Source organism: Burkholderia sp. BCC1988 (genome assembly GCF_905339895.1).
Taxonomy (GTDB): domain Bacteria; phylum Pseudomonadota; class Gammaproteobacteria; order Burkholderiales; family Burkholderiaceae; genus Burkholderia.
In genome coordinates this window covers 301,742-323,165 of the sequence record NZ_CAJPHA010000004.1, presented here as the reverse complement: position 1 = coordinate 323,165, position 21,424 = coordinate 301,742, and the positions used below count along the sequence as shown (strand labels likewise).

Genomic DNA, 21,424 nt, shown 5'->3' with positions numbered 1-21,424 from the left:
GCCGCGCGCTGCTCGGCGTCGATCAGTTCGACGCGCCGCCGACCGTGCGAATGCTGTGCCACTGCCCCTGTTCGACGCGGAACAGCGTGTAGGGCGGCTTGATCAGGTCGCCGCGCTCGTCGAACGAGATCTTCCCGGTCACGCCCGTGACCGACACGCCCGGCAGGCTCGCGACGATCTTGCTGCGGTCGACAGAATCGGCCTTGCGGATCGCTGCGATCATCGCGAGCGTCGCGTCGTACGCAAACGGCGCATACACCGCGGACGCAACCGCGAACTGCGCGATCACCCGGTACCCCCTCGAATCCCCAGCCGCCGCCTCCCCAGCCTCTGCGCCAATTCATAAGACGTACAGTTCGCCCGAAATCGCAAATTCGCGCCGAACTGTACTCTTGTGTGCGTATCCGATGTGTGTACTCCGCGCCAACTGTTCTGCTTTTAAGATCCGATCATCAAGTGCACAGTGCCGCAAGCCCAGACGTCACGGGCCGCCCGGCGCATCTTCAAAAGCGAGCCACGGCGATGGAAAAGGCAAAACCGGAGGGAGCAATCAGGCGTCACGACAGCCCGGTCGGCGGGCAGAACACGCGCGCATCGGACGCACACGGAGGGGCGGCGCGCATGCGCGCGCCGGCGGGGAGCATGCGATGAAGCTCTACGAAAAGCTCGCGGACGACATCGAACGCCTGATCCGCCAGGGCGTGTACCGGCACGGCGACCGGATTCCGTCGGTGCGGCAGGCGAGCCAGCAGCACCGGATCAGCATCACGACCGTGCTGCACGCGTACCTGCTGCTCGAAAGCCGCGGGCTGCTGGAAAGCCGTCCGCAGTCGGGCTACTTCGTCAACCTGCGGCGCGACGACAACCATGCGCCGGTGCGCGAACTGCGCCCGTCGAAGCCGATCGCGATCTCGTCGTCGGTCGACATGAGCCGGCTCGTGCTGTCGACGCTGCGCTCGATCGGCACCGACGACGCGGTGCCGCTCGGCTCGCCGTACCCCGACCCGAGCCTGTTCCCGTTCGAGAAGCTGAACCGCTACGCGTATGCGGCCGGCCGCGACAAGTCGCTGTGGGGCGTGACCGACGGGCTGCCGCCCGGCCATCCGCGCCTGATCCGGCAGATCGCACGACGCTACCTGGAAAACGGGATGTCGGTCGATCCGAACGAGATCATCGTGACGGTCGGCGCGACGGAGGCGATCAACCTGTGTCTGCAGGCAGTCGCGAAACCGGGCGACACGATCGCGGTGGAGTCGCCGACGTTCTACGCGATGCTGCACGCGATCGAACGGATGGGGATGAAGGCGATCGAGGTCGCTACACACCCGGAATACGGAATCGACATCGCGGCGCTGGCGGCGATCGCGAAGTCGCAGCCGATCGCCGCATGCATGGTGATGCCGAACTTCCAGAACCCGCTCGGCTTCCAGATGCCCGACGAGCGCAAGCGCGAACTGGTGGAGTTCGCAACTAAAATCGACATGCCGATCATCGAGAACGGTGTGTATAACGAACTGTATTTCGGCGAGTCGCATCCGAGCACGCTGAAGGCCTACGACCGCAGCGGGATCGTGCTGCACTGCGCGTCGTTCTCGAAGAGCCTGACGGCGGCCTACCGGATCGGCTGGGCGTTGCCGGGCCGGTATCGCGATCAGGTCGAGAAGCTGAAGTTCCTGAACACGCTGGCGACGCCGTCGCTGCCGCAGCTGGCGATCGCCGAGTTTCTCGAACGCGACGGCTACGAGCATCACCTGCGGCGCCTGCGCAAGGCGTATGCGCAGCAGGCGAACCTGATGCGCGCGATGGTGTCGCGGTTCTTTCCGGAGGGCACGCGCATCTCGAGCCCGGCGGGCGGCTACGTGCTGTGGGTCGAGTTGCCGGCGCAGGTCGATGCGATGCGCCTGTACCAGCTCGCGCTGGAGCAGGGAATCACGATCGGTCCGGGTTACATGTTCTCGATCACCGACAACTACCGCAATTTCATCCGGCTGAACTACAGCAGCCCGTGGTCGCCCGAGATCGAGCAGGCGGTGATCGCGGTCGGCAAGCTCGCGGCGTCGTGCATGCGGTGAGGCGAAGGCCGGTGCGCGTCGCGTGCGCCGGCCTGCTCGATGGCGATATGCGGGTTGAACTGCGCGCCCGGGTGTCGGCGTGCGGCGATCAGCGGCTGCCGCGCGCGATGGCCAGCATCACGCCGAAGCCGACGAGCAACACGCCAAACGTGCGATCGATCCAGTGACGCAAGGACAGCAAGCGATCGCGGACGGCGTCGGCGGAGAAACAGAGCGCCACGAGACTGAACCACCCCGCGTGCGCCAGCGCGATGAACAGGCCGTAGCCGATCTGCACCGGCAATGGCGTGTCGGGGCGGACCGCCTGCATGAACAGGCTGACGATGAACACGGTGGTTTTCGGATTCAGCGCGTTCGTCAGAAAGCCGGTGCGCAGCGCCGCCAGATCCGACAGGGGCGCGGCCTGCGTCGCGGGGCGGCCGTCCACGGGTTTGGCCGCGAGCATCTTCGCGCCGAGGTAGATCAGGTAGAGCGCGCCGACGAGCTTCACGGCATTGAAGAGCCACAGCGACTGGCGGATCAGGAGGCCTACGCCGAGCAGCGTGTAGCTCACGTGAACCGTCACGCCCAGCCCGATTCCCCACGCGGTGAGCAGGCCCGAGCGGCGCGACAGCATCAGGCTGTTGCGCGTGACCATCGCGAAATCCGGCCCGGGGCTGACGACGGCCAGCAGCGTGATGGTGACTACGACTATCCATTCCGTCATTGCATCGCCCTTTTGAAATTCATCGTGATGAGCGAATATTAGGGATCACGATTCGCGAGGAAAAGCGATGATTTCTGACCAGGATGGTGAGTTTGACTCACATGAAATTAGAGCCAATCTGCCGTCGCTGATTGCCCTGCGCTGCTTCGAAGCGGCGGCGCGCCATGAGCATTTCAGCCGCGCCGCCGATGAACTGCATCTGACGCACGGCGCCGTCAGTCGCGCGGTGCGTCTGCTCGAAGACGATCTCGGTGTGGCGTTGTTCGAGCGGCGCAGTCGTCGGGTCTTCCTGACCGACGCGGGCCGCAAGCTGGCGCAGGCCGTCCATGACGGCCTGCATCTGATGAAACAGGCCGCGCATGAATTGCGGACCGAGGCGGCCCGCGCGCAGCGTTGGGTGCTGTCGTGCGAACCGACGCTGCTGATGCGCTGGCTGATTCCGCGCTGGCCGGATTTCCAGGCGGCTTACGCGGGCGTCGATATCCATCTCGCCGCGGCGGGCGGCCCGTTCTCGTTCGACAACGGCATCGACATGGCGATTCGCCGCAATGACTTTGCGTGGCCCGCCGGCTATCACGCGGAGCGACTGTTCGCGGAGAAGGTCGGTCCGGTGTGCCGGCCCGACAAGGTCGATGCGTGGTTTTCAGGCAGTCGGCATGACCGCGCGTTGAAGCGGGGCGCGCCGCGACTGCATACCCGGACGCGGCCGGACGCATGGAAGGAATGGGCGGCGGCCGCGCATCAGGCTGCGGGAAGCGGACGCGGGCAGGCGTTCGACCATTTCTATTTCAGCCTTCAGGCGGCCGTCGCGGGGCTGGGTGTCGCGATCGGGCCGTGGCATCTCGTTCGCGACGACCTCGAAAGCGGCGTGCTGGTCGCGCCGATGGGTTTCGTCGAAGACGGCTCGCACTATTGCCTGCTGACGCCGGAGCCCGTGAAGGACGGAAGCGCACAAGCGGATCTGCTCGGCTGGCTGAAGGCGATGGCCTGACGTGTGAGCCGGACCGCTTTTAGCGCCGGCGACATCCAAAAATTAAAAAAAAATGGCGCCGCGGCCATTCAGCCCGCGGCGCCATTGCGTATCGCCACGACGGGCATCACCCGCCGTAGCGCGACAGCATGCTTAGATCTGCACGGTGTCGGCGACTTCCTTGAAGTCTTCGATCTGGTCGAAGTTCATGTACTGGTAGATCTTGTCGCCGTTTGCCGTGAGCACGCCCATGTCGGCCATGTACTCTTCCTTGGTCGGGATCTTGCCCAGACGCGAGCAGATTGCCGCCAGTTCCGCCGAGCCGAGATACACGTTCGTGTTCTTGCCGAGACGGTTCGGGAAGTTGCGGGTCGACGTCGACATCACCGTCGCGCCTTCGCGCACCTGCGCCTGGTTGCCCATACACAGCGAGCAGCCCGGCATTTCGGTGCGTGCGCCGGCCGTGCCGAACACGCCGTAGTGACCTTCTTCCGTCAGCTGCTTCTGGTCCATCTTGGTCGGCGGCGCGACCCACAGCTTGACCGGAATGTCGCGCTTGCCTTCCAGCAGCTTCGACGCGGCACGGAAGTGACCGATGTTGGTCATGCACGAGCCGATGAACACTTCGTCGATCTTGGCGCCGGCCACGTCGGACAGCGTCTTCACGTCGTCCGGGTCGTTCGGGCAGGCGACGATCGGCTCGTGGATGTCGGCGAGGTCGATCTCGATGACGGCCGCGTATTCGGCGTCGGCATCCGGCGCGAGCAGTTGCGGGTCGGCCAGCCACTGCTCCATCGCCGCGATACGGCGCTGCAGGCTGCGCGGATCCTGGTAGCCCTGCGCAATCATCCACTTCAGCAGCGTGATGTTGCTGTTCAGGTATTCGATGATCGGTTCCTTGTTCAGGTGCACCGTGCAACCGGCTGCCGAACGCTCGGCCGACGCATCCGACAGTTCGAACGCCTGCTCGACCTTCAGGTCGGGGAGGCCTTCGATTTCGAGGATGCGGCCCGAGAAGATGTTCTTCTTGCCTTGCTTCGCGACCGTCAGCATGCCTTGCTTGATCGCGTACAGCGGAATCGCGTTGACGAGGTCACGCAGCGTGACGCCCGGCTGCATCTTGCCCTTGAAGCGGACCAGCACCGATTCCGGCATGTCGAGCGGCATCGTGCCGGTGGCGGCCGCGAACGCGACCAGGCCCGAGCCTGCCGGGAAGCTGATGCCGATCGGGAAGCGCGTGTGCGAGTCGCCGCCGGTGCCGACGGTGTCGGGCAGCAGCATGCGGTTCAGCCACGAGTGGATCACGCCGTCGCCCGGACGCAGCGCGATGCCGCCACGGGTGCTGATGAAGTTCGGCAGCGTCTGGTGCGTCTTCACGTCGACCGGCTTCGGATAAGCGGCGGTGTGGCAGAACGACTGCATCACGAGGTCGGCCGAGAAGCCGAGGCACGCCAGATCCTTCAGTTCGTCGCGGGTCATCGGGCCCGTGGTGTCCTGCGAGCCGACCGAGGTCATCTTCGGTTCGCAGTACGTGCCCGGGCGCACGCCCTGGCCTTCCGGCAAACCGCATGCGCGGCCGACCATCTTCTGCGCGAGCGAGAAACCCTTGCCGCTGTCGGCCGGCTGGTGCGGCAGGCGGAACAGCGTCGACGGTGCGAGGCCGAGCGCTTCACGCGCCTTCGCGGTCAGGCCGCGGCCGATGATCAGCGGAATGCGGCCGCCGGCGCGCACTTCGTCGAACAGCACGTCGGACTTGACCTGGAATTCGGCGATCACGTTGCCGTCCTTCAGCGCCTTGCCTTCGTACGGGCGCAGTTCGACCACGTCGCCCATGTTCATCTGCGACACGTCGAGTTCGATCGGCAGCGCGCCGGCGTCTTCCATCGTGTTGTAGAAGATCGGGGCGATCTTGCCGCCGAGGCACACGCCGCCGAAGCGCTTGTTCGGCACGAACGGGATGTCTTCGCCGGTGAACCACAGCACCGAGTTGGTGGCGGACTTGCGCGAGGAGCCGGTGCCGACCACGTCGCCGACGTAGGCGACCAGGTGACCCTTTTCCTTCAGCGATTCGATGAACTTGACCGGGCCGCGCTTGCCGTCTTCTTCCGGCGTGATGCCGGGGCGCGCGTTCTTCAGCATCGCCAGCGCGTGCATCGGGATGTCCGGGCGGGTGGTGGCGTCCGGGGCCGGCGACAGGTCGTCGGTGTTGGTTTCGCCCGTGACCTTGAACACCGTGATGGTCAGGCTTTCCGGCACTTCCGGACGGCTCGTGAACCATTCGGCGTCGGCCCAGCTCTGCAGCACGGCCTTCGCGTGCGCGTTGCCCTGGTCGGCGAGTTCCTTCACGTCATGGAACTGGTCGAACATCAGCAGGGTTTTCTTCAGCGCGTCGGCAGCGACGGCCGCGACCGCTTCGTCGGACAGCAGCTCGATCAGCGGCTGGATGTTGTAGCCGCCGAGCATCGTGCCGAGCAGCTCGGTCGCGCGCTCGCGCGAGATCAGCGGGCAGGCCGTCTCGCCCTTCGCGACGGCGGCCAGGAAGCCGGCCTTCACGCGCGCGGCTTCGTCGACGCCGGCGGGCACGCGGTGGGTGATCAGGTCGAGCAGCGTCTGCTCTTCGCCTGCGGGCGGGTGCGCCAGCAGTTCCACCAGTTCGGCGGTTTGCTGGGCCGTCAGCGGCAGGGGGGGAATACCGAGCGCGGCGCGGGCGGCCACGTGAGCACGAAAGTTTTCAAGCATGGGGGGACCTGCTGAGATTGCGTTTCAGGGGAAGGGCTTTCCAGGCACGCCGAGGCTGCTGTTCCGGACACTGCTTCACTGCTTGGACGGGATTCTAGTCGCAATATGGTCAGGCGTCAAATGTCTTATGTCTTATATAAGAGTTGCGGCGCGTGGCGGCTGAGCCGTCTTGCTGGGTATCCGGCGGGGCGCATCGAAGCTGGATGCGAAGCGGGCGGAAAATCGCGAACTGCGTGGGCCGGAGCGGGACGGTTCGACGCAGGGGCGTGATCGTGAATTTGGGCCGTCGCTACGATGCCCTGACGGCGGGACGGCATTTCGCTTGCCCTTGGTACGACGCTTGCCGGGGCAGCTTCCAGCTCCTATATCATTCGGGTCTGTCCGTGCGGGGGAGCTGTACTTGCAGGCCGAAGGGCGGATTTCTCATGCCCGCATGCCGTCGAAGGCATCGGTAGATTTTGGATATGCACCAGGAGTCGCTACGTGGAAAAGTCTGAGTTGCGGAATGATCTAGTGGAGTTGCGCGAACTCGTCCGCCAGTTTGTCGACGAGCGCGACTGGGACAAATTCCACACGCCGAAGAACCTGGCGACAGCGCTCAGCATCGAAGCGAGTGAATTGCTGGAGCCGTTTCAATGGCTCGTTTCGGGCGACAAGAGCGAACTTGGCGAAGCCAACCTGACGGCCGTCCGTCACGAGATGGCCGACGTATTGGTGTATCTGGTTCGCCTCGCGGACAAGATGGATGTCGATCTTTTTCAGGCGGTGCTTGAGAAGATGGAGCTCAACCGGGCAAAGTATCCGGCTGACAGAGTGAGGGGCGACTCGCGAAAATACTCTGAATATAAAAATCAGGAGAAATGAGGCTGGATGCAAGTCACGGCAAGTCGCGTGGCTATGATCTATTTGCCCGTCTTATGAGCGGGTTTCATGATCACTTTATTGTGATAAGAAATGTAGTTGACCCCAATTTTGTGTTTGTGATGCAACCTGATTTTTAGCGGGTCGATCGGAATGACGCCATAATCGAGCATTACATGGTGGTTGGGGCACAAAACAATAATATTTTCTGACGTATCTGGTCCTTTATGCGGATTTCCGAGGGGCTGTATATGATGGGCCTCGGAATAGAACTCTCCGCTAGGAAGTTTTATCGATTCCCCGCATATTTGGCATTTGTTTTTGTGTAGGAGCTTTATCTGGCGAGACAGTACAGTGTCTCGAAGGATGCGGTATGTTTCTTGGCGTTGTCTTTGCGGTGATTGATCCCCGAGGGCGTCGATATCGGAAGCCAGTGGCGTGGATTTCTCCAACGATCGTAATCCCCATACTCCGCCGCCAATTCCATGCACGGAAAAGAATAGATCTTTTCCAGAAAAAACCGTCGAATCGGAAGAATTTCGCTCAATGGCTCCTCGGACAGAGGCGCCAAGATCTGCCGGATGTGGTTTAGGTCGTATAGTCGCAACCCTCTCGTAAATTTCGGAGAGAGGGGCAATGCCACCAAGCTGTTCCAATGCGAGTGTAATATCTTCGGTCCACGTTGCCATTTGTTTTTTTGCCCGATTAGCTTTATAGGTAGGCTGAAGACCAGAAATCTAACATAACGCGCGGCGTTTGTCGTTTGATGCCCGTTTCCCGTGGCCCACCAAGTTGGGATGCCAATCTGGTTCCGCGAGCCCTCAGCTTGCCAGTCTCCCGTAAATCACGTCCCGAGCTACACGTCCCCGTTCGTATAAATCCTTCGCCGCCTCTATTTCTTCCCTCAAACTGTCGACAAGCTGCCGCGGCCCAAGCACCCTCAACTCCGCAACAAACCCCAGCATCTTTCGCGTGCCGTGCTCGATCGATTCGCAAGCCCGGCAATACGATCGACGCATGGAGCGCGTGCTGGCCGACCGGGAATTTCTCGCCGAAACCTATTCGTACGCGGACATCGCGTTCTACATGGAGCAGTTGTTCGGCGCGCGCAAGGGTGCGCCGATGACGGCCGAAACACCGAATCTGCTCGCCTCGCGCGAACGGATGCCCGCGCGTCCGGCCGTGCGGAAAGTGGTCGGCGCGATGGCCGGCTACCTGGCGTCGATCGACCACCCGGTCTCGGATTTTCTTCACGAACTCGTCTAACCGTCGGTCAGGCATCGGGCCGCCGAAGCCCGCCGGTCGCCGCCCGATGCGAACGGATCACCCACCCGTCACCGGCGGGAAAAACGCCACCTCGCTATCCTCCCGCACGACGAATCCCCCGGTCACCATCTCGAGATTCACGGCCGCCCGCACGGGCCGGTCCATGTGCAACGCTTCGCCGCTGCGCGCGTCGCGTGCGGCGAGCGTGCCGCGCAGCGCGTCGACGGTGACCTCGTGCGCATCGATCTCGACGACTTCCTGATCGATATGCAGCTGTTCGCGAATGCTCGCAAAGTATTTGATCGTCAGTTTCATTGAAATGTCCCGGGCGAAATCGGCGGAATGGGCGGAATCGGCAACGCATTGACCGGCACGCTCAACCCCATCGCCGCATCGCCTGATCGTCGTGCGCCTTCGGCTCGACCCAGCCGGCCACGCCGTCGTGCCGGATCTCCTTCTTCCAGAACGGCGCATGCGTCTTCAGGAAGTCCATGATGAATTCACACGCATCGAATGCCGACGCACGATGCGCGGCGGCCACCACGACGATCACGACCGGCTGGCCGAGCGGAATGCGCCCGACGCGATGCACGATCCTGACCGCTTCGAGCCGCCAGCGCGCGCTGGCTTCCTCGACGATGCTCCAGAGCGCCTGCTCGGTCATCGTCGGATAGTGCTCGACTTCGAGCGCGATCACGTCGTCGACGTCGCCTTCGTTGCGCACGACACCGATGAAATTCACGACCGCGCCGACATTCGGATTCCGAACGATCGGTGCGATCTCGGTACCGGCGTCGATCGCCGCGTACTGCACACGCACCTCGAAGCCGGCGGCAATCGCCGGCGGCGGCTCGGCGTGCGGCTCGGCGGGTTCGGCATGGGCGGCGTCACGCGACGGATCGTCGGGTGACGCGGCACGGGATTCGGTGAAACTCGTCATGACGGTTCTCCAGTAAGCGGTGCGCGCCGCCGAGCGCGGCAGCCGTCAGCCGCCGACGAGCGACATGCGCACGGTCGGATAGGTCTTGCCCGACGGCCGGGCCGCACGCGTGGCGCGCCGCTCGGAATAGCGGTCGTCGCGCCGCGTCCAGCGCGCGCGCACGGCGTCGGCGAGGTGGTCGACCGATGCGCCGTCGTCGAGCCACGGCCGCAGGTTGGTGCCCTGCGTCGCGAACAGGCACGTATAGAGCTGGCCGTCGGCCGACACGCGGGCGCGCGAGCACGTGCCGCAGAACGGATGCGACACGCTCGCGATGAAGCCGACCTCGCCCGCGCCGTCGATGTGCCGGCAGCGGATGGCGGTGGCGTCGTGGCCCGGTTCGCCGACGAGCACGAGCGGATAGCTCGCGTCGATGCGTTCGCGCATCCGCGCGGCCGGCACGACCTTGTCGCCGGACCACGCGCTCGCGCCGCCGACGTCCATGTATTCGATGAAGCGCACGGCCACGCCGCTATGACGGAAGTGGCGCACGAGCGGCAGGATCTGGTCGTCGTTCGCACCGCGCTCGATCACGGCGTTGACCTTCACGGGCGCGAGCCCGGCCGCCTGCGCAGCCTCGATGCCGGCCAGCACGCGCGCGACCGGCACGTCGGTGTCGGTCATCCGGCGGAACACGGCATCGTCGATCGCGTCGAGGCTCACGGTCACGCGCGACAGGCCCGCATCGCGCAGCGTGCGTGCCTTGGCCGCGAGCAGCGAACCGTTGGTCGTCAGCGCGATTTCGACGGGCTTGCCGTCGACGGTCGTCAGCATCGCGAGCCGTTCGATCAGCGCTTCGAGGTTGCGGCGCAGCAGCGGCTCGCCGCCGGTGAGGCGGATCTTCTCGACGCCGAGCGAGACGAACGCGCGCGCGATCTTCTCCAGTTGCGCGAACGACAGCCGCTCGGACGACGGCATGAACGCATAGTCGGGCCCGAAGCTGTCGCGCGGCATGCAATAGCCGCAGCGGAAGTTGCACTGGTCGATGACGGACAGCCGCAGATCGCGCAGCGGCCGCGCGAGCGTGTCGAGCGGGCGGGAAAAGGCGCCGGGCGATGCGCCGCCGGATGCAGTGGCGGCCGGTGCGGGAGCGATGGCATTCACGATCGGTTTTTCGACCTGCATGAAGTGAGCGGAGCGGCGTCGCCGATCGGCCGCCTGTGTGCCGACGTGTCGGCGCACGGGTCGTGACGAGCCTCTTCGTGAGGATAGTCCGCCGGATTTTCCCGACAGGGACACAATCCCGCCCGAAATGCAGGAATACAGTTCGTGATCCTGCCTGCACGCAAGGCGGACATGACGCGCATCGGCATGCTCACGCAAGCCAGTGCGCGAAATCGTAATACGGCACCGCGTCGCCGCGCGCGATGCGTCGGCCGGCCGGCAGCCGCGCGAGCCCGCTCGCCTGAACGAGCGATTGCAGCGTGCCGGCGCCTTGTTGCCGCAGCGTATCGAGTACCGGCGCGCCGTTGGCGTCGAGGGTGCGGCGCACGCGGACGACGCGCTCGCGCTGCGCATCGGGTTCGACGTCGATGTCGATCGGCAGTGACGGCACGGCCGGCAGGCAGTCGTCGCGCCCCTGCAGGCAGCGGATCAGCGGCGCGACGAACAGCGCGAACGCGGTCATCGCGGCGCCCGGATTGCCGGGCAGCAGCGCCACGGGCCGTTCGTCGAGCCGCGCGAGCGCGACCGGCTTGCCGGGTTTCATCCGCACGCCCGACACCACGAACGACGCGCCGAGCGCGGTCAGCGCGGGACGCAGCAGGTCCTTGTCGCCGACCGATGCACCGCCGACGCAGACGACCAGGTCGCAGCGCGCGGCCATGCCGCGCAGCGCCTGTTCGACGGCGGCCGGCGTGTCGGCGGCGTGCTCGCTCGCCGCGACGCCGGCACCGGTTCCCGACACCAGCGCGGCGAGCATCGGCGCGTTGCTGTTGTAGATCTGCTGCGGCGCGCGCGGCTGGCCGCACGGGACGAGCTCGTCGCCGGTTGTCAGGATGCCGACCCGCAGCGGCGGCCGCACGTCGATGCGCGCGCAACCCTGCGCGGCGGCGACGCCGACGTGCATCGCGCCGAGCCGCATGCCGGCCGGCATCAGCAGGGCGCCCGCGCGCACTTCCTCGCCGCGGCGGCGGATATGCGATCCGCTGCGCTGCGGTGTGTCGAACGCAACCCAGCCATCCTGTTCGTGCGCGTGCTCCTGCATCACGACGGTGTCGGCGCCCGGCGGAATCAGGCTGCCGGTAAAGATGCGCGCGGCCGTGCGCGGCGCGAGCGCCGACGGCGCGTCGCCCGCATAGCAGCGCTGCGCGACGCGCAGCGGCTCGCCGTATTCGAGGTCCGAATGACGGACCGCGTAGCCGTCCATCGCGCTCTGGTCGGCGGGCGGCTGGTCGAGCACGGCGGTGAGCGGCGTGGCGAGCACGTGGCCGGCCGCCTGCGCGACCGGGATGGAGACGGCCGCATGTGGCGGCGCAAATACGCCGGCGAACTGCCGTTGGGCGGTGTCGAAATCGGTCAGGGGTTTCATCAAGCGGTGAGCGCCTGCGCTTGCGCAGGCGTCGGTTCGGGTAACGGGAGCGGGTCGGGCGACACGTATTCGACGAAGCCGTCGTTGCGGCAGAAGCCGAGCAGCCGCACGCCGGCTTCGCGGGCGACGTCGATCGCGAGCGAGGTCGGCGCAGAAATCGTCGCGATCATCGGGATGCCGACGCGTGCGGCCTTGCGCACGAGCTCGTAGCTCGCGCGGCTGGACAGGAACACGAAGCCCGCGCCCAGGTCGGCGCGGCGCCGCGCGAGCCGGCCGATCAGCTTGTCGAGCGCGTTGTGGCGGCCGACGTCCTCGACGACTTCCAGCACCGTGCCGTCGCGCTCGCACCACGCGGCCGCGTGGATGCCGCCGGTCGCGTGCATCAGCGGCTGCCGCTGCGGCAGCGCGCGGGCGGCGCGCGCGACGGCGTCGGCGCCGATGCCGGCCGCCGCGCCCGCGGCCGCGATGCGCGGCGGATGCAGGTCGAGCTGCGCGATGCTCTCGATCCCGCAGACGCCGCAGCCGGTGCGGCCGGCCAGCGCGCGCCGGTGCGCCTTCAGCGCCATGAACGCCTGCTGCGCCACGGTGAGCCGCACTTCGGCGCTGCCGGGCCGGCATTCGCTTTCGATATCGAAGACGTCCGACGCGCGCTCGACGATCCCTTCGCTCAGCGCGAAGCCGAGGCCGAACGCGTCGAGATCGATCGGCGTCGCCATCATCACCGTGTGCGCGATGCCGTTGAATACGAGTGCAACCGGCGTTTCATCGACGACGCGATCGACGGTGTCCCGCGCGTCGCCGGCACGATGACGCGTCACATGACACGCGCGGGTGCCGGCCGGATCGTCGGGGCGGTCGCTGGGCTCCATGCGGGTTTCTCCAGGGGGATCGGCCGGCGCGGGCGCCCGGGCGATCGAAACGGATTCTGCGGGGGCGGTGCGCGGGGTCGCGCTCGCTCGCCACGGGCAGGCCAGGAGCCGATGGTACGGGCGTTCGGCGGTGCCGCGGATGCACAGCGTTGCAGAGCGGAAAGCAGTACAGCCGAGGGCCTCGCGGCGCCGAAACGGGTTTTTCGTACACACATCTTCGGCCCCGGGGAAAGCACAGTTTCAGCGCACGTCCGCGCGATTGCGAGTATCGTCTGAAACGCGATATCGTCATTCACGCTTCGTTGCCGTGCACTGCGATCCGTCGTTGTGTGCACGTGCCGTCGCGAAGCCGTCGCGCGATTTCCTGCTTCGAGCTGACGTCCTCACAACCACGAGCAAATTACGGTCATGGAAATCTTCGATGCGTTCCATCTCGCCCGATTGCAATTCGCGTTCACGGTGTCGTTCCACATCGTGTTTCCGGCGATCAGCATCGGCATGGCGAGCTTCCTGGCGGTGCTGGAATGGCGTTATCTCGTCACCGGCGACGCCGCCTACAAATCCATGTTCCAGTTCTGGTCGAAGATCTTCGCGATCGGCTTCGGGATGGGCGTCGTCTCCGGCGTCGTGATGGCCTACGAGTTCGGCACGAACTGGGCGGGCTTCTCGCGCGTCGCGGGCAACATCACCGGCCCGCTGCTCACGTACGAAGTCCTGACCGCCTTCTTCCTCGAGGCCGGCTTCCTCGGCGTGATGCTGTTCGGCTGGCAGCGCGTCAGCCCGCGCGCGCACTTCTTCGCGACGCTGATGGTCGCGGTCGGTACGCTGATCTCGACGTTCTGGATCCTCGCGTCGAACAGCTTCATGCAGACGCCGCAGGGCTACAAGATCGAGAACGGCCTCGTCGTGCCGGTCGACTGGTTCAAGATCATCTTCAACCCGTCGTTCCCGTATCGCCTCGTGCACATGACGATCGCCGCGTTCATCGTCGCGGGCTTCATCGTCGCCGCGTGCGGCGCGTGGCACCTGCTGAAGGGGCGCCGCGACGAGCCGGTGAAGCGCAGCTTCTCGATGGCGCTGTGGATGCTGCTGCTGCTCGCGCCGGTCCAGATCGTCGTCGGCGACGCGCACGGGCTGAACACGCGCGAATACCAGCCGGCGAAGATCGCGGCGATCGAAGGGCTGTGGGAAACCGAGAAGGGCGGCACCGCGCTGAACCTCGTCGGCCTGCCCGACATGCAGGCCGAGACGACGCGCTATGCGATCCAGGTGCCGCACCTCGGCAGCCTGATCCTCACGCACAGCTGGAGCGGCGAGATTCGCGGGCTGAAGGAATTCCCGGCGCAGGACCGTCCGTATTCGCCGATCGTGTTCTGGACCTTCCGGATCATGGCCGGCCTCGGGATGCTGATGCTGCTCACCGCGCTGCTCGGCCTGCTGCTGAGAAAGGGCGGACGCCTGTATGAAACGCGCTGGTTCCAGTGGTTCGTCGTGTGCATGGGGCCGTCGGGCATCGTCGCGCTACTGGCCGGCTGGATCACGACCGAGGTCGGGCGGCAGCCGTGGACCGTATACGGCGTGCTGCGCACCGTCGATTCGGTCGCGCCGCTCAGCGCGCAGCAGGTCGGCGTGTCGCTGCTGATCTTCGTGGTCGTGTATTTCCTGGTGTTCGGAACGGGTATCTACTACATGCTGAACCTGATGAAGCGCGGACCGGCTGCCCACGCCGGATACATCGAGCTGCACCGGCATCCGGGGCTGCGCAAGAGCGCGCTGTCCACGCCGCTGAACGTCACCGAAGCGGAGTAAGCCATGCAGATCGATCTTCCTGTCGTGTGGGCCGCGATCATCGGCCTCGGCGTGTTCCTCTACGTGATGCTGGACGGCTTCGACCTCGGCATCGGCCTGCTGTTTCCGTTCTTCGACGCCAAGGTCGAACGCGAAGTCATGCTGAATACCGTCGCGCCGGTGTGGGACGGCAACGAGACCTTTCTGGTGCTCGGCGGCGCGGGCCTGTACGGCGCATTCCCGGTCGTCTACTCGACGCTGTTGCCGGCGAACTACCTGCCGCTGATCCTGATGGTGGTCGGGCTGATTTTCCGCGGCGCGGCGTTCGAGTTGCGCGCGAAGGCGAACCGCACGCAACACCTGTGGGATCTCGCGTTCATCGGCGGCTCCGCGCTGGCCGCGTTCTGCCAGGGCGTCACGCTGGGTTCGCTGTTGCAGGGCATCCGGATCGTGAACAACCAGTTCGCGGGCGGGCCGTTCGACTGGCTGTCGCCGTTCAGCCTGTTCTGCGGGATCGGCGTGCTCGTCACCTATGCGACGCTCGGCTGCGGGTGGCTGATCCTGAAGGTCGACGGCGAACTGCAGCGCAAGATGCGCGTGCTGATGAAGCCGCTCGCGGGCGTGCTGCTCGCCGTGATGGGCGTGGTCAGCCTGTGGACCGTGATCGGGCTGCCGGCCGTCGCGCACCGCTGGTTCGGCAGCGGCAACCTCGGCTGGTTCCTGCCGGTGCCGGTCCTCGTCGTCGCATGCGTGTGGGGCATCTTCCATACGCTGAAGCGCCGGCACGAGGCAACGCCGTTCCTGCTGACGCTCGCGCTCGTGTTCCTCGGCTATACCGGCCTCGTGATCAGCATCTGGCCGAACATCGTGCCGCCGTCGCTGACGATCTGGGATGCGTCGTCGAGCCATTCGAGCCAGCTGTTCGCGCTCGTCGGCACCGTGATCGTGCTGCCGATCATTCTCGTGTACAACGCGATGCAGTACCGCGTGTTCCGCGGCAAGGTGCGCGAGGGCGACGCCGGCTATCACTGACCGGCGCGGCCGGTGACGGCGCGCGGCGTGCGCGGGCGTATCATCTCGCGCGGACGCCGTGCGGCTCGTCACCCGGCCCGGTATCGATCGGACAGCGGCCCGCCACGCGCGGGCCGTCGCACATCGGGCGGCGGCACGCCGCATTGCGTATTCCCTTGGCAGTCGAGAAAACACCATGATCGTCAGACCACGACAAAACTGGCTCAGGATGCTGTTCGTATGGAACGGCTCCGTGCTGCAGTCGATCATTCCGCAACTCGTGTTCATGGCGGTCGTCAGCACGCTGGCGGTCTTCACGAACGGGCGCATCTTCGGCGAGAAGATTCCGCTGAACACCGCGCCGTTCACGCTGTTCGGGCTCGCGCTCGCGATCTTTCTCGCGTTTCGCAACAACGCGAGCTTCGAGCGCTTCAAGGAGGCGCGGCTTCTGTGGGGCAACCTGCTGATCGCCGCGCGCACCGTCACGTCGCAACTGCGGCGCTACCTGCCCGACAGCGTCGGCGACGCGGAGCGCAACCGGCTCGCCGATCTGCTGATCGCGTTCACGTATGCGCTGAAGCATCAGCTGCGCCATACCGATCCGGCGCAAGACCTGCAGCGCATCCTCGGCGCCGAGCGCGCCGCCGCGTTCGCGCACAAGTGCTACCAGCCCGTCGCGATTCTCGACGAACTGCGCGGCGGAATCGTCCGCGCGCTGGGCCGCGCGCCTGGCAGCGACGCGACGTGCTGGATGTTCGATGCGCAGCTGGTCGAGCTGGGCAAGGCGGTGGGCGGCTGCGAGCGGATCCTGACGACGCCGATTCCGTTCTCGTACAGCGTGCTGCTGCATCGCACCGTCTATGCTTATTGCGTGCTGCTGCCGTTCGGCCTCGTCGATTCGACGGAGTTTTTCACGCCGCTGATTTGCGTGTTCATTTCGTACACGCTGATCGCGCTCGAAGCGATCGCGAACGAGGTCGCGGAGCCGTTCGGCCTCGCGCCGAACGCGCTCGCGCTCGATGCGATGGCGCGCACGATCGAACGGTCGGTGCTGGAGCTGGGCGATCGCGCGATGCCGGAGGAATTCGTGCCGGCATCGACGTATCAGATCACGTGAGCGGCACGGCGACGACGCGCGCGGCGGCACGCGTGATTCGGAGAACATCACATGCGCATCTACGTGACGAGCATCTTTGTCGACGATCAGGACAAGGCACTCGCGTTCTATGTCGACACCCTCGGCTTCCGGTTGAAGAACAACGTGCCGGTGGGCGAGTACCGCTGGCTGACGGTCGTGTCGAAGGACCAGCTTGACGGCACCGAGCTGATGCTCGAGCCGAGCCATCATCGCGCGGTCGGGCCGTATCGTCAGGCGCTCTACGAGGACGGCATTCCGGCGGCGTCGTTCCAGGTCGACGATCTCGACGCGGAGTTCGCGCGGCTCGACGCGCTCGGCGTGCGCTTCACGCTGGCGCCGATGGACGCGGGGCCCGTGCGGGTCGCGGTGCTCGACGATACGTGCGGCAACCTCGTGCAGCTGATGCAGATGAAGTGACGCGTGGCGCGCGCGGTGTTCGACGCGCCGATCAAAGCGTCGGTGACGCTGCGCGAGGTTCAGTTCCTGATCGCATCCGCGTCCCACGCACCCAGCGCGATGGCTTTGCCCGGCATGCCGACGGTCAACGCGTCTCGATCGAACGTATGGGGCTTCCTGAGAATGAACTTGCGAACCAGGTGATACAGGAGCCCTTCACCCTCCATCAGGAAGTAACGCCCGAAATCGTAGTCGTCGCGATCCACACCGAATCGCGCGAAGAAGCGCTCCATGAAGATGTCCGCGTCTTCTCCGGTTTGTCCGAGATCGTCGGCGATCGAGGTTTCCGCGGTAATCCGCTGTTTGCTCGATACTGCCGCCTCCTCGCGAACGAATGCTTCCAGTGCTTCCCAAATGTGGCGGTCGTCCGTCATGGAATCCTGTCCTCCGGTTTTGCGATCTGGTTGTACCGGTAGCCGGGTCGAAGTGACATGTTTGTGTAGACTCGTGCTCGTTCAACGGAGCCAATCCCATGCAACTTCTCGACCACGTGTCCATCGGCGTTCCTGATATCGACCAGGCACGCCCGTTCTATGACGGCGTCATGGCCGCACTTGGCGCGGCCAAGGTTTACGACCGGCCCGCCGCACTCGGTTACGGCGAACGCTGCAATGCAAACGACACCGCCTCGACTTTCCTGGCCGTGTATCTCGATCCCGCCGAAGTTGGAACGAGCAAGCGGCACTGGTGCTTCAAGGCCGCTTCTCGCGAGCAGGTACATGCATTTTTCGAGGCAGGGCTCTGCGCGGGCGGGCAGTCCGACGGCGATCCCGGATTGAGGCCGCATTATCACGCCGACTACTACGCGGCGTTTCTCGTCGACCCTGCCGGCAACCGGATCGAGGCCGTGTGCCACGCAGCGCCGTCGGCGCACGAGCGGTCGTGACGGTGCTTGCGGACGACTGACCGGGGCTTCGCGGTGTGCCGGTGGACATCGGGGTAAGCGCGGCGCCGGCATTGCGCCACGCCACGCCGCCCGGCCGCGTTTGCCGCGCACGGCTCAATCGAAATACGTGAGCCCCATCGCGCCTTTCACCTCGGCCAGCGTCGCGCCGGCCACCTCGCGCGCATGCATCGTGCCGCGCTTCAGGATCGCCATCACCTCCGCCTTGTCCGCCTCGAATTCGCGGCGGCGCGCACGGATCGGCTCGATCAGCGCCTGCAGCCGCTCGTTCAGCACGCGCTTGACGACGCTGTCGCCGAGGCCGCCGCGGCGATAGTGCGCCTTCAGTTCGTCGACCTTCTGCACGTCGGGCTCGAACGCGTCGAGGAACGTGAACACGACGTTGCCTTCGACCTGGCCGGGATCGCTCACGCGCAGGTGGTTCGGATCCGTGTACATGTCCTTCACGGCCTGCGCGATCTCGTCCGGCGTCGAGCCGAGCGTGATCGCGTTGCCGAGCGACTTGCTCATCTTCGCCTTGCCGTCGATGCCCGGCAGCCGCGTGACCGCCGACAGCACGGCCTCGCATTCCACCAGCACCGGCTTGTCGACCGTCGCGTTGAAGCGGCGCACGAGTTCGTTGGTCTGTTCGATCATCGGCAACTGGTCGTCGCCGACCGGCACGTGCGTCGCCTTGAAGGCGGTGATGTCGGCGGCCTGGCTGACGGGATAGGTCAGGAAGCCGGCCGGGATGTCGCGCTCGAAGCCGCGCAGGCGGATCTCTTCCTTGATGGTCGGATTGCGCTCGAGGCGCGCGACCGTGACGAGGTTGAGCAGGTATTGCGACAGCTCGGCGAGCTCGGGCACCTGCGACTGGACGACGATCGTCGAGATCGCCGGGTCGATGCCGACGGCCAGGTAGTCGAGCGCGACCTCGATCACGTTCTCGGTGACGCGCTGGCGACGGCCCATGTTGTCGGTCAGCGCCTGCGTGTCGGCGAGCAGCAGGAACTGCGTCGCGTCGTGCTGCATCTGCACGCGCGCGCGCAGCGAGCCGATGTAGTGGCCGAGATGCAGCGGGCCGGTCGTGCGGTCGCCGGTGAGGATGGTCGGTCGGGTCGGGTGCGTCATGGTGTGGATTGGCTCCGGGTTATCGAAGCCACCAGCCATGATTCGGGCGCAGAAACGACAATGCCGCCATGGCTGGCGGCATCACGTTCGGGACATGCAAAAGGAAACGGGCCGCCTGGGTCAGGCGCGCCACCAGCGATGCACGTTCGGCGAGGCAGGTTGGGTTTCCATTGCGCGAGTATAGCGTAGTGCGGGGACGGGCGTGCTGCGTCAGCGTATGACCGACTCCATCGCGAGGTAGGCGGTTTCGGCCGACGGCCACAGCAGGTACAGCAGGCCGGCCATCAACAGCAGCGCGCCGGCGCGTACCAGCGGCGTGCGGTCGATCTCGCCCAAGGTGCGGATGTGCTGCTTGAGTTTCTTCATGCTTGCAGGCGCAACGTGCGCTACTCCAACGGTTGCTGCAACGGGTCGGGTGGGGCCGACGCCGGGGTGTTGCGGGGTTCGACGGGGGGCTGAGCCGTGGCTCGGCCGGCAAGGGGATCGCGTGCGGGAGATCGAAAAGGGGAACGATCAGGTGCGCCGGATGCGTCTCGCCTAGTGATGCGCATCCTACCAGTTCGACGGCGTGCGCATAGTCAAGAATTGTGGGGTGGGGACAGGTTAAAGGGACGCAACGTAAAATCAGCGGCATATGAACGGAGATGCTGTCCCGACTGCGGACCATTGCCGACGGCCCATGAAATTGCCGGATGAGGGCCTTGTCAGCAGGCCGTTTGTGCCGTTCCATACTGCGCACGTGACCGTGCATTCATTTCTTGTCGTGCAAGGTATTCGATATCGTGCGAATTCGATTGCGTCTGATTACCGCGGACCGTGGCCGGCAGATCCGATTGGCTTCCGTTCTTCTGATCGTTGGATGTGCCGCCTGTTCAAGGAACGATTCGCTTCCTCGCAACATGTCGCTGACTGCGTTCAATCCGCACCGCGAAGCGTTCGAATGCAAGCATGAAGCCGACGTTGCTCCTCGGATCGATCCAGAGGCAGATCGCTGGAATACGCGAGCGATCGCGCTCACCAGTTCGTTGCTGTGGCCGGATCAGCGCGACTATAGGGGGGCCGTCGAGTTATGGGCGAAGGCCGCCGAGCGCAAACACTGGAAGGCGATGTTGAATCTGGCGAATGCGTACGCGCGAGGCGAAGGCGTGGATCGTGATTCCGAACACGCCGTTCAGATCGCTGAACAGGCGATGAAACTCGGCATTCCGGCGGCCTACGATTTGATGGGCACGTATTACATGGACGGGATCGGTGTGAAGCAGGATGCGAGTAGAGCCTATGCATTCTGGCAACTGGCTGCCGATAGGGGCAGCCCGAATGCGATGGCCTATCTGGGCGGCAAGATGGATGCGATTTATGACGATCCCAAAGCAGGCTTTTGGGGTAATCGCAAGATTGCGCTTCAAATGCTGGAATGCGGATATGCACAAGGTAGCGGGGATGCCGCCTACGCGCTCGGGACAACACTCGTGGGCGCGGACAAGTCGCTTGGCGAAGACAACGACCGAGCCCTCAAGATTCTGCATGATGGCGTTAAATACGGGAGCGCCAAGAGCGCCGGGTATTTGTTCGGCGCATTCGACGATGGTGATCCGGTGGTTGGTAACGTGAAGGATCGTGCTCGTGCCGAGCGTTACAGCGTACTCGCCGACCGCCTCGAGCGCGATCCGGACCTTCGCCTGCCGAACCTTGACAAGGTCGTGCCGCTGCCGCCGGCCAAACTGCCCAAGTGGGACGGCAACAAAGCGACATTGATCGATGCGGCGAAACCGACGCTGCCGGTTTCGGACACGCTTCCCGTTTCCGCCGGGCATCGCATCGACCGTGCACATACGCAGGAATAGCGTTGGGCAGTCTGGGCCGAACGCGGCGCGGTATGCCCGTTCCGCCAGCCATGCTCGATCGCCCCAGCTTTTTTCTCGTCAACAACCACAAAAATGATCGTTTCGCCCTAGCGAGCCTGTCAGCAGAATGTCTCCATTCCCCCTCGCGCGACGACACGAGCATCGCCGCGAGCCGCACTTC

General features: G+C 65.2%; 21 protein-coding genes and 1 pseudogene. 10 read left to right on the top strand and 12 right to left on the bottom strand.

The window, feature by feature from the left end:
• Window positions 1–22: 22 nt before the first annotated feature.
• Window positions 23–259 (bottom strand): annotated as a pseudogene (locus tag U4012_RS08130) (branched-chain amino acid ABC transporter substrate-binding protein); the annotation flags it as partial.
• A gap of 388 nt (window positions 260–647) precedes the next feature.
• Here U4012_RS08130 and U4012_RS08125 point away from each other — a divergent pair.
• Window positions 648–2,072, top strand: a complete 1,425-nt coding sequence (locus U4012_RS08125; RefSeq protein WP_321797562.1) for a PLP-dependent aminotransferase family protein — start codon at window positions 648–650, stop codon at window positions 2,070–2,072.
• Between the two features lie 88 nt (window positions 2,073–2,160).
• On the opposite strand, the gene U4012_RS08120 is transcribed toward U4012_RS08125, so the two are convergent.
• Complete coding sequence (locus U4012_RS08120) at window positions 2,161–2,778, bottom strand: LysE family translocator (protein ID WP_044848132.1); 618 nt, start codon at window positions 2,776–2,778, stop codon at window positions 2,161–2,163.
• Window positions 2,779–2,845: 67 nt separating this feature from the next.
• Here U4012_RS08120 and U4012_RS08115 point away from each other — a divergent pair, with 67 nt between their 5' ends.
• Window positions 2,846–3,769 carry a LysR family transcriptional regulator gene (locus tag U4012_RS08115; RefSeq protein ID WP_321797559.1) on the top strand — a complete coding sequence of 308 codons (924 nt, stop codon included), beginning with the start codon at window positions 2,846–2,848 and terminating at the stop codon, window positions 3,767–3,769.
• A 132-nt stretch (window positions 3,770–3,901) separates the two neighbouring features.
• Here U4012_RS08115 and acnB read toward each other — a convergent pair whose 3' ends face one another.
• Entirely contained in the window at window positions 3,902–6,487 is a 2,586-nt protein-coding gene (gene acnB / locus U4012_RS08110; protein WP_044848134.1) for a bifunctional aconitate hydratase 2/2-methylisocitrate dehydratase, read from the bottom strand.
• 483 nt (window positions 6,488–6,970) lie between these two features.
• On the opposite strand from acnB, the gene U4012_RS08105 reads away from it, so the two are divergent.
• Entirely contained in the window at window positions 6,971–7,351 is a 381-nt protein-coding gene (locus U4012_RS08105; RefSeq protein WP_044848135.1) for a nucleotide pyrophosphohydrolase, read from the top strand.
• A 38-nt stretch (window positions 7,352–7,389) separates the two neighbouring features.
• Here U4012_RS08105 and U4012_RS08100 read toward each other — a convergent pair whose 3' ends face one another.
• The gene (locus tag U4012_RS08100; protein ID WP_321797556.1) at window positions 7,390–8,037 is read right to left on the bottom strand and encodes an HNH endonuclease; all 648 of its coding nucleotides are present in this window, start codon (window positions 8,035–8,037) and stop codon (window positions 7,390–7,392) included.
• Between the two features lie 328 nt (window positions 8,038–8,365).
• Here U4012_RS08100 and U4012_RS08095 point away from each other — a divergent pair, with 328 nt between their 5' ends.
• Window positions 8,366–8,614 carry a hypothetical protein gene (locus U4012_RS08095; RefSeq protein ID WP_321797554.1) on the top strand — a complete coding sequence of 83 codons (249 nt, stop codon included), beginning with the start codon at window positions 8,366–8,368 and terminating at the stop codon, window positions 8,612–8,614.
• Between the two features lie 57 nt (window positions 8,615–8,671).
• On the opposite strand, the gene U4012_RS08090 is transcribed toward U4012_RS08095, so the two are convergent.
• The 5 genes from U4012_RS08090 to fdhD form a co-directional block, all read right to left on the bottom strand.
• Window positions 8,672–8,929 (bottom strand): MoaD/ThiS family protein, encoded by a 258-nt coding sequence (locus tag U4012_RS08090; RefSeq protein ID WP_321797552.1) that lies wholly within the window; start codon window positions 8,927–8,929, stop codon window positions 8,672–8,674.
• A gap of 61 nt (window positions 8,930–8,990) precedes the next feature.
• Entirely contained in the window at window positions 8,991–9,554 is a 564-nt protein-coding gene (locus tag U4012_RS08085) for a molybdenum cofactor biosynthesis protein MoaE (RefSeq protein WP_321797550.1), read from the bottom strand.
• A gap of 45 nt (window positions 9,555–9,599) precedes the next feature.
• Complete coding sequence (moaA, locus tag U4012_RS08080) at window positions 9,600–10,718, bottom strand: GTP 3',8-cyclase MoaA (protein ID WP_321797548.1); 1,119 nt, start codon at window positions 10,716–10,718, stop codon at window positions 9,600–9,602.
• 190 nt (window positions 10,719–10,908) lie between these two features.
• The gene (gene glp / locus U4012_RS08075; protein ID WP_321797546.1) at window positions 10,909–12,123 is read right to left on the bottom strand and encodes a gephyrin-like molybdotransferase Glp; all 1,215 of its coding nucleotides are present in this window, start codon (window positions 12,121–12,123) and stop codon (window positions 10,909–10,911) included.
• Window positions 12,123–12,992 carry a formate dehydrogenase accessory sulfurtransferase FdhD gene (fdhD, locus tag U4012_RS08070; RefSeq protein WP_124485757.1) on the bottom strand — a complete coding sequence of 290 codons (870 nt, stop codon included), beginning with the start codon at window positions 12,990–12,992 and terminating at the stop codon, window positions 12,123–12,125. Before fdhD ends, glp begins: the two co-directional genes overlap by 1 nt.
• 408 nt (window positions 12,993–13,400) lie before the next feature.
• Between fdhD and U4012_RS08065 the strand changes: the two genes are divergently transcribed.
• From U4012_RS08065 to U4012_RS08050, 4 genes are all read left to right on the top strand, one after another.
• Window positions 13,401–14,801 (top strand): cytochrome ubiquinol oxidase subunit I, encoded by a 1,401-nt coding sequence (locus U4012_RS08065; protein WP_321797543.1) that lies wholly within the window; start codon window positions 13,401–13,403, stop codon window positions 14,799–14,801.
• Window positions 14,802–14,804: 3 nt separating this feature from the next.
• Window positions 14,805–15,812, top strand: a complete 1,008-nt coding sequence (gene cydB, locus U4012_RS08060) for a cytochrome d ubiquinol oxidase subunit II (protein WP_321797541.1) — start codon at window positions 14,805–14,807, stop codon at window positions 15,810–15,812.
• Window positions 15,813–15,987: 175 nt separating this feature from the next.
• Window positions 15,988–16,908, top strand: coding sequence for a bestrophin family protein (locus U4012_RS08055; protein WP_124485759.1), 921 nt, complete (start codon window positions 15,988–15,990; stop codon window positions 16,906–16,908).
• Window positions 16,909–16,959: 51 nt separating this feature from the next.
• Complete coding sequence (locus U4012_RS08050; protein WP_321797539.1) at window positions 16,960–17,346, top strand: VOC family protein; 387 nt, start codon at window positions 16,960–16,962, stop codon at window positions 17,344–17,346.
• Window positions 17,347–17,405: 59 nt separating this feature from the next.
• On the opposite strand, the gene U4012_RS08045 is transcribed toward U4012_RS08050, so the two are convergent.
• Complete coding sequence (locus U4012_RS08045; protein WP_321797537.1) at window positions 17,406–17,759, bottom strand: DUF1493 family protein; 354 nt, start codon at window positions 17,757–17,759, stop codon at window positions 17,406–17,408.
• Between the two features lie 98 nt (window positions 17,760–17,857).
• Between U4012_RS08045 and U4012_RS08040 the strand changes: the two genes are divergently transcribed.
• Window positions 17,858–18,271 carry a VOC family protein gene (locus tag U4012_RS08040; RefSeq protein ID WP_321797536.1) on the top strand — a complete coding sequence of 138 codons (414 nt, stop codon included), beginning with the start codon at window positions 17,858–17,860 and terminating at the stop codon, window positions 18,269–18,271.
• Window positions 18,272–18,385: 114 nt separating this feature from the next.
• On the opposite strand, the gene trpS is transcribed toward U4012_RS08040, so the two are convergent.
• Complete coding sequence (gene trpS / locus U4012_RS08035) at window positions 18,386–19,399, bottom strand: tryptophan--tRNA ligase (protein WP_321797534.1); 1,014 nt, start codon at window positions 19,397–19,399, stop codon at window positions 18,386–18,388.
• 210 nt (window positions 19,400–19,609) lie between these two features.
• Window positions 19,610–19,765 carry a hypothetical protein gene (locus U4012_RS08030; RefSeq protein WP_193759875.1) on the bottom strand — a complete coding sequence of 52 codons (156 nt, stop codon included), beginning with the start codon at window positions 19,763–19,765 and terminating at the stop codon, window positions 19,610–19,612.
• Between the two features lie 533 nt (window positions 19,766–20,298).
• Between U4012_RS08030 and U4012_RS08025 the strand changes: the two genes are divergently transcribed.
• Window positions 20,299–21,243: a DUF6396 domain-containing protein gene (locus U4012_RS08025; RefSeq protein WP_321797531.1), complete on the top strand. Its 945-nt coding sequence runs from the start codon at window positions 20,299–20,301 to the stop codon at window positions 21,241–21,243.
• Window positions 21,244–21,424: the final 181 nt, after the last annotated feature.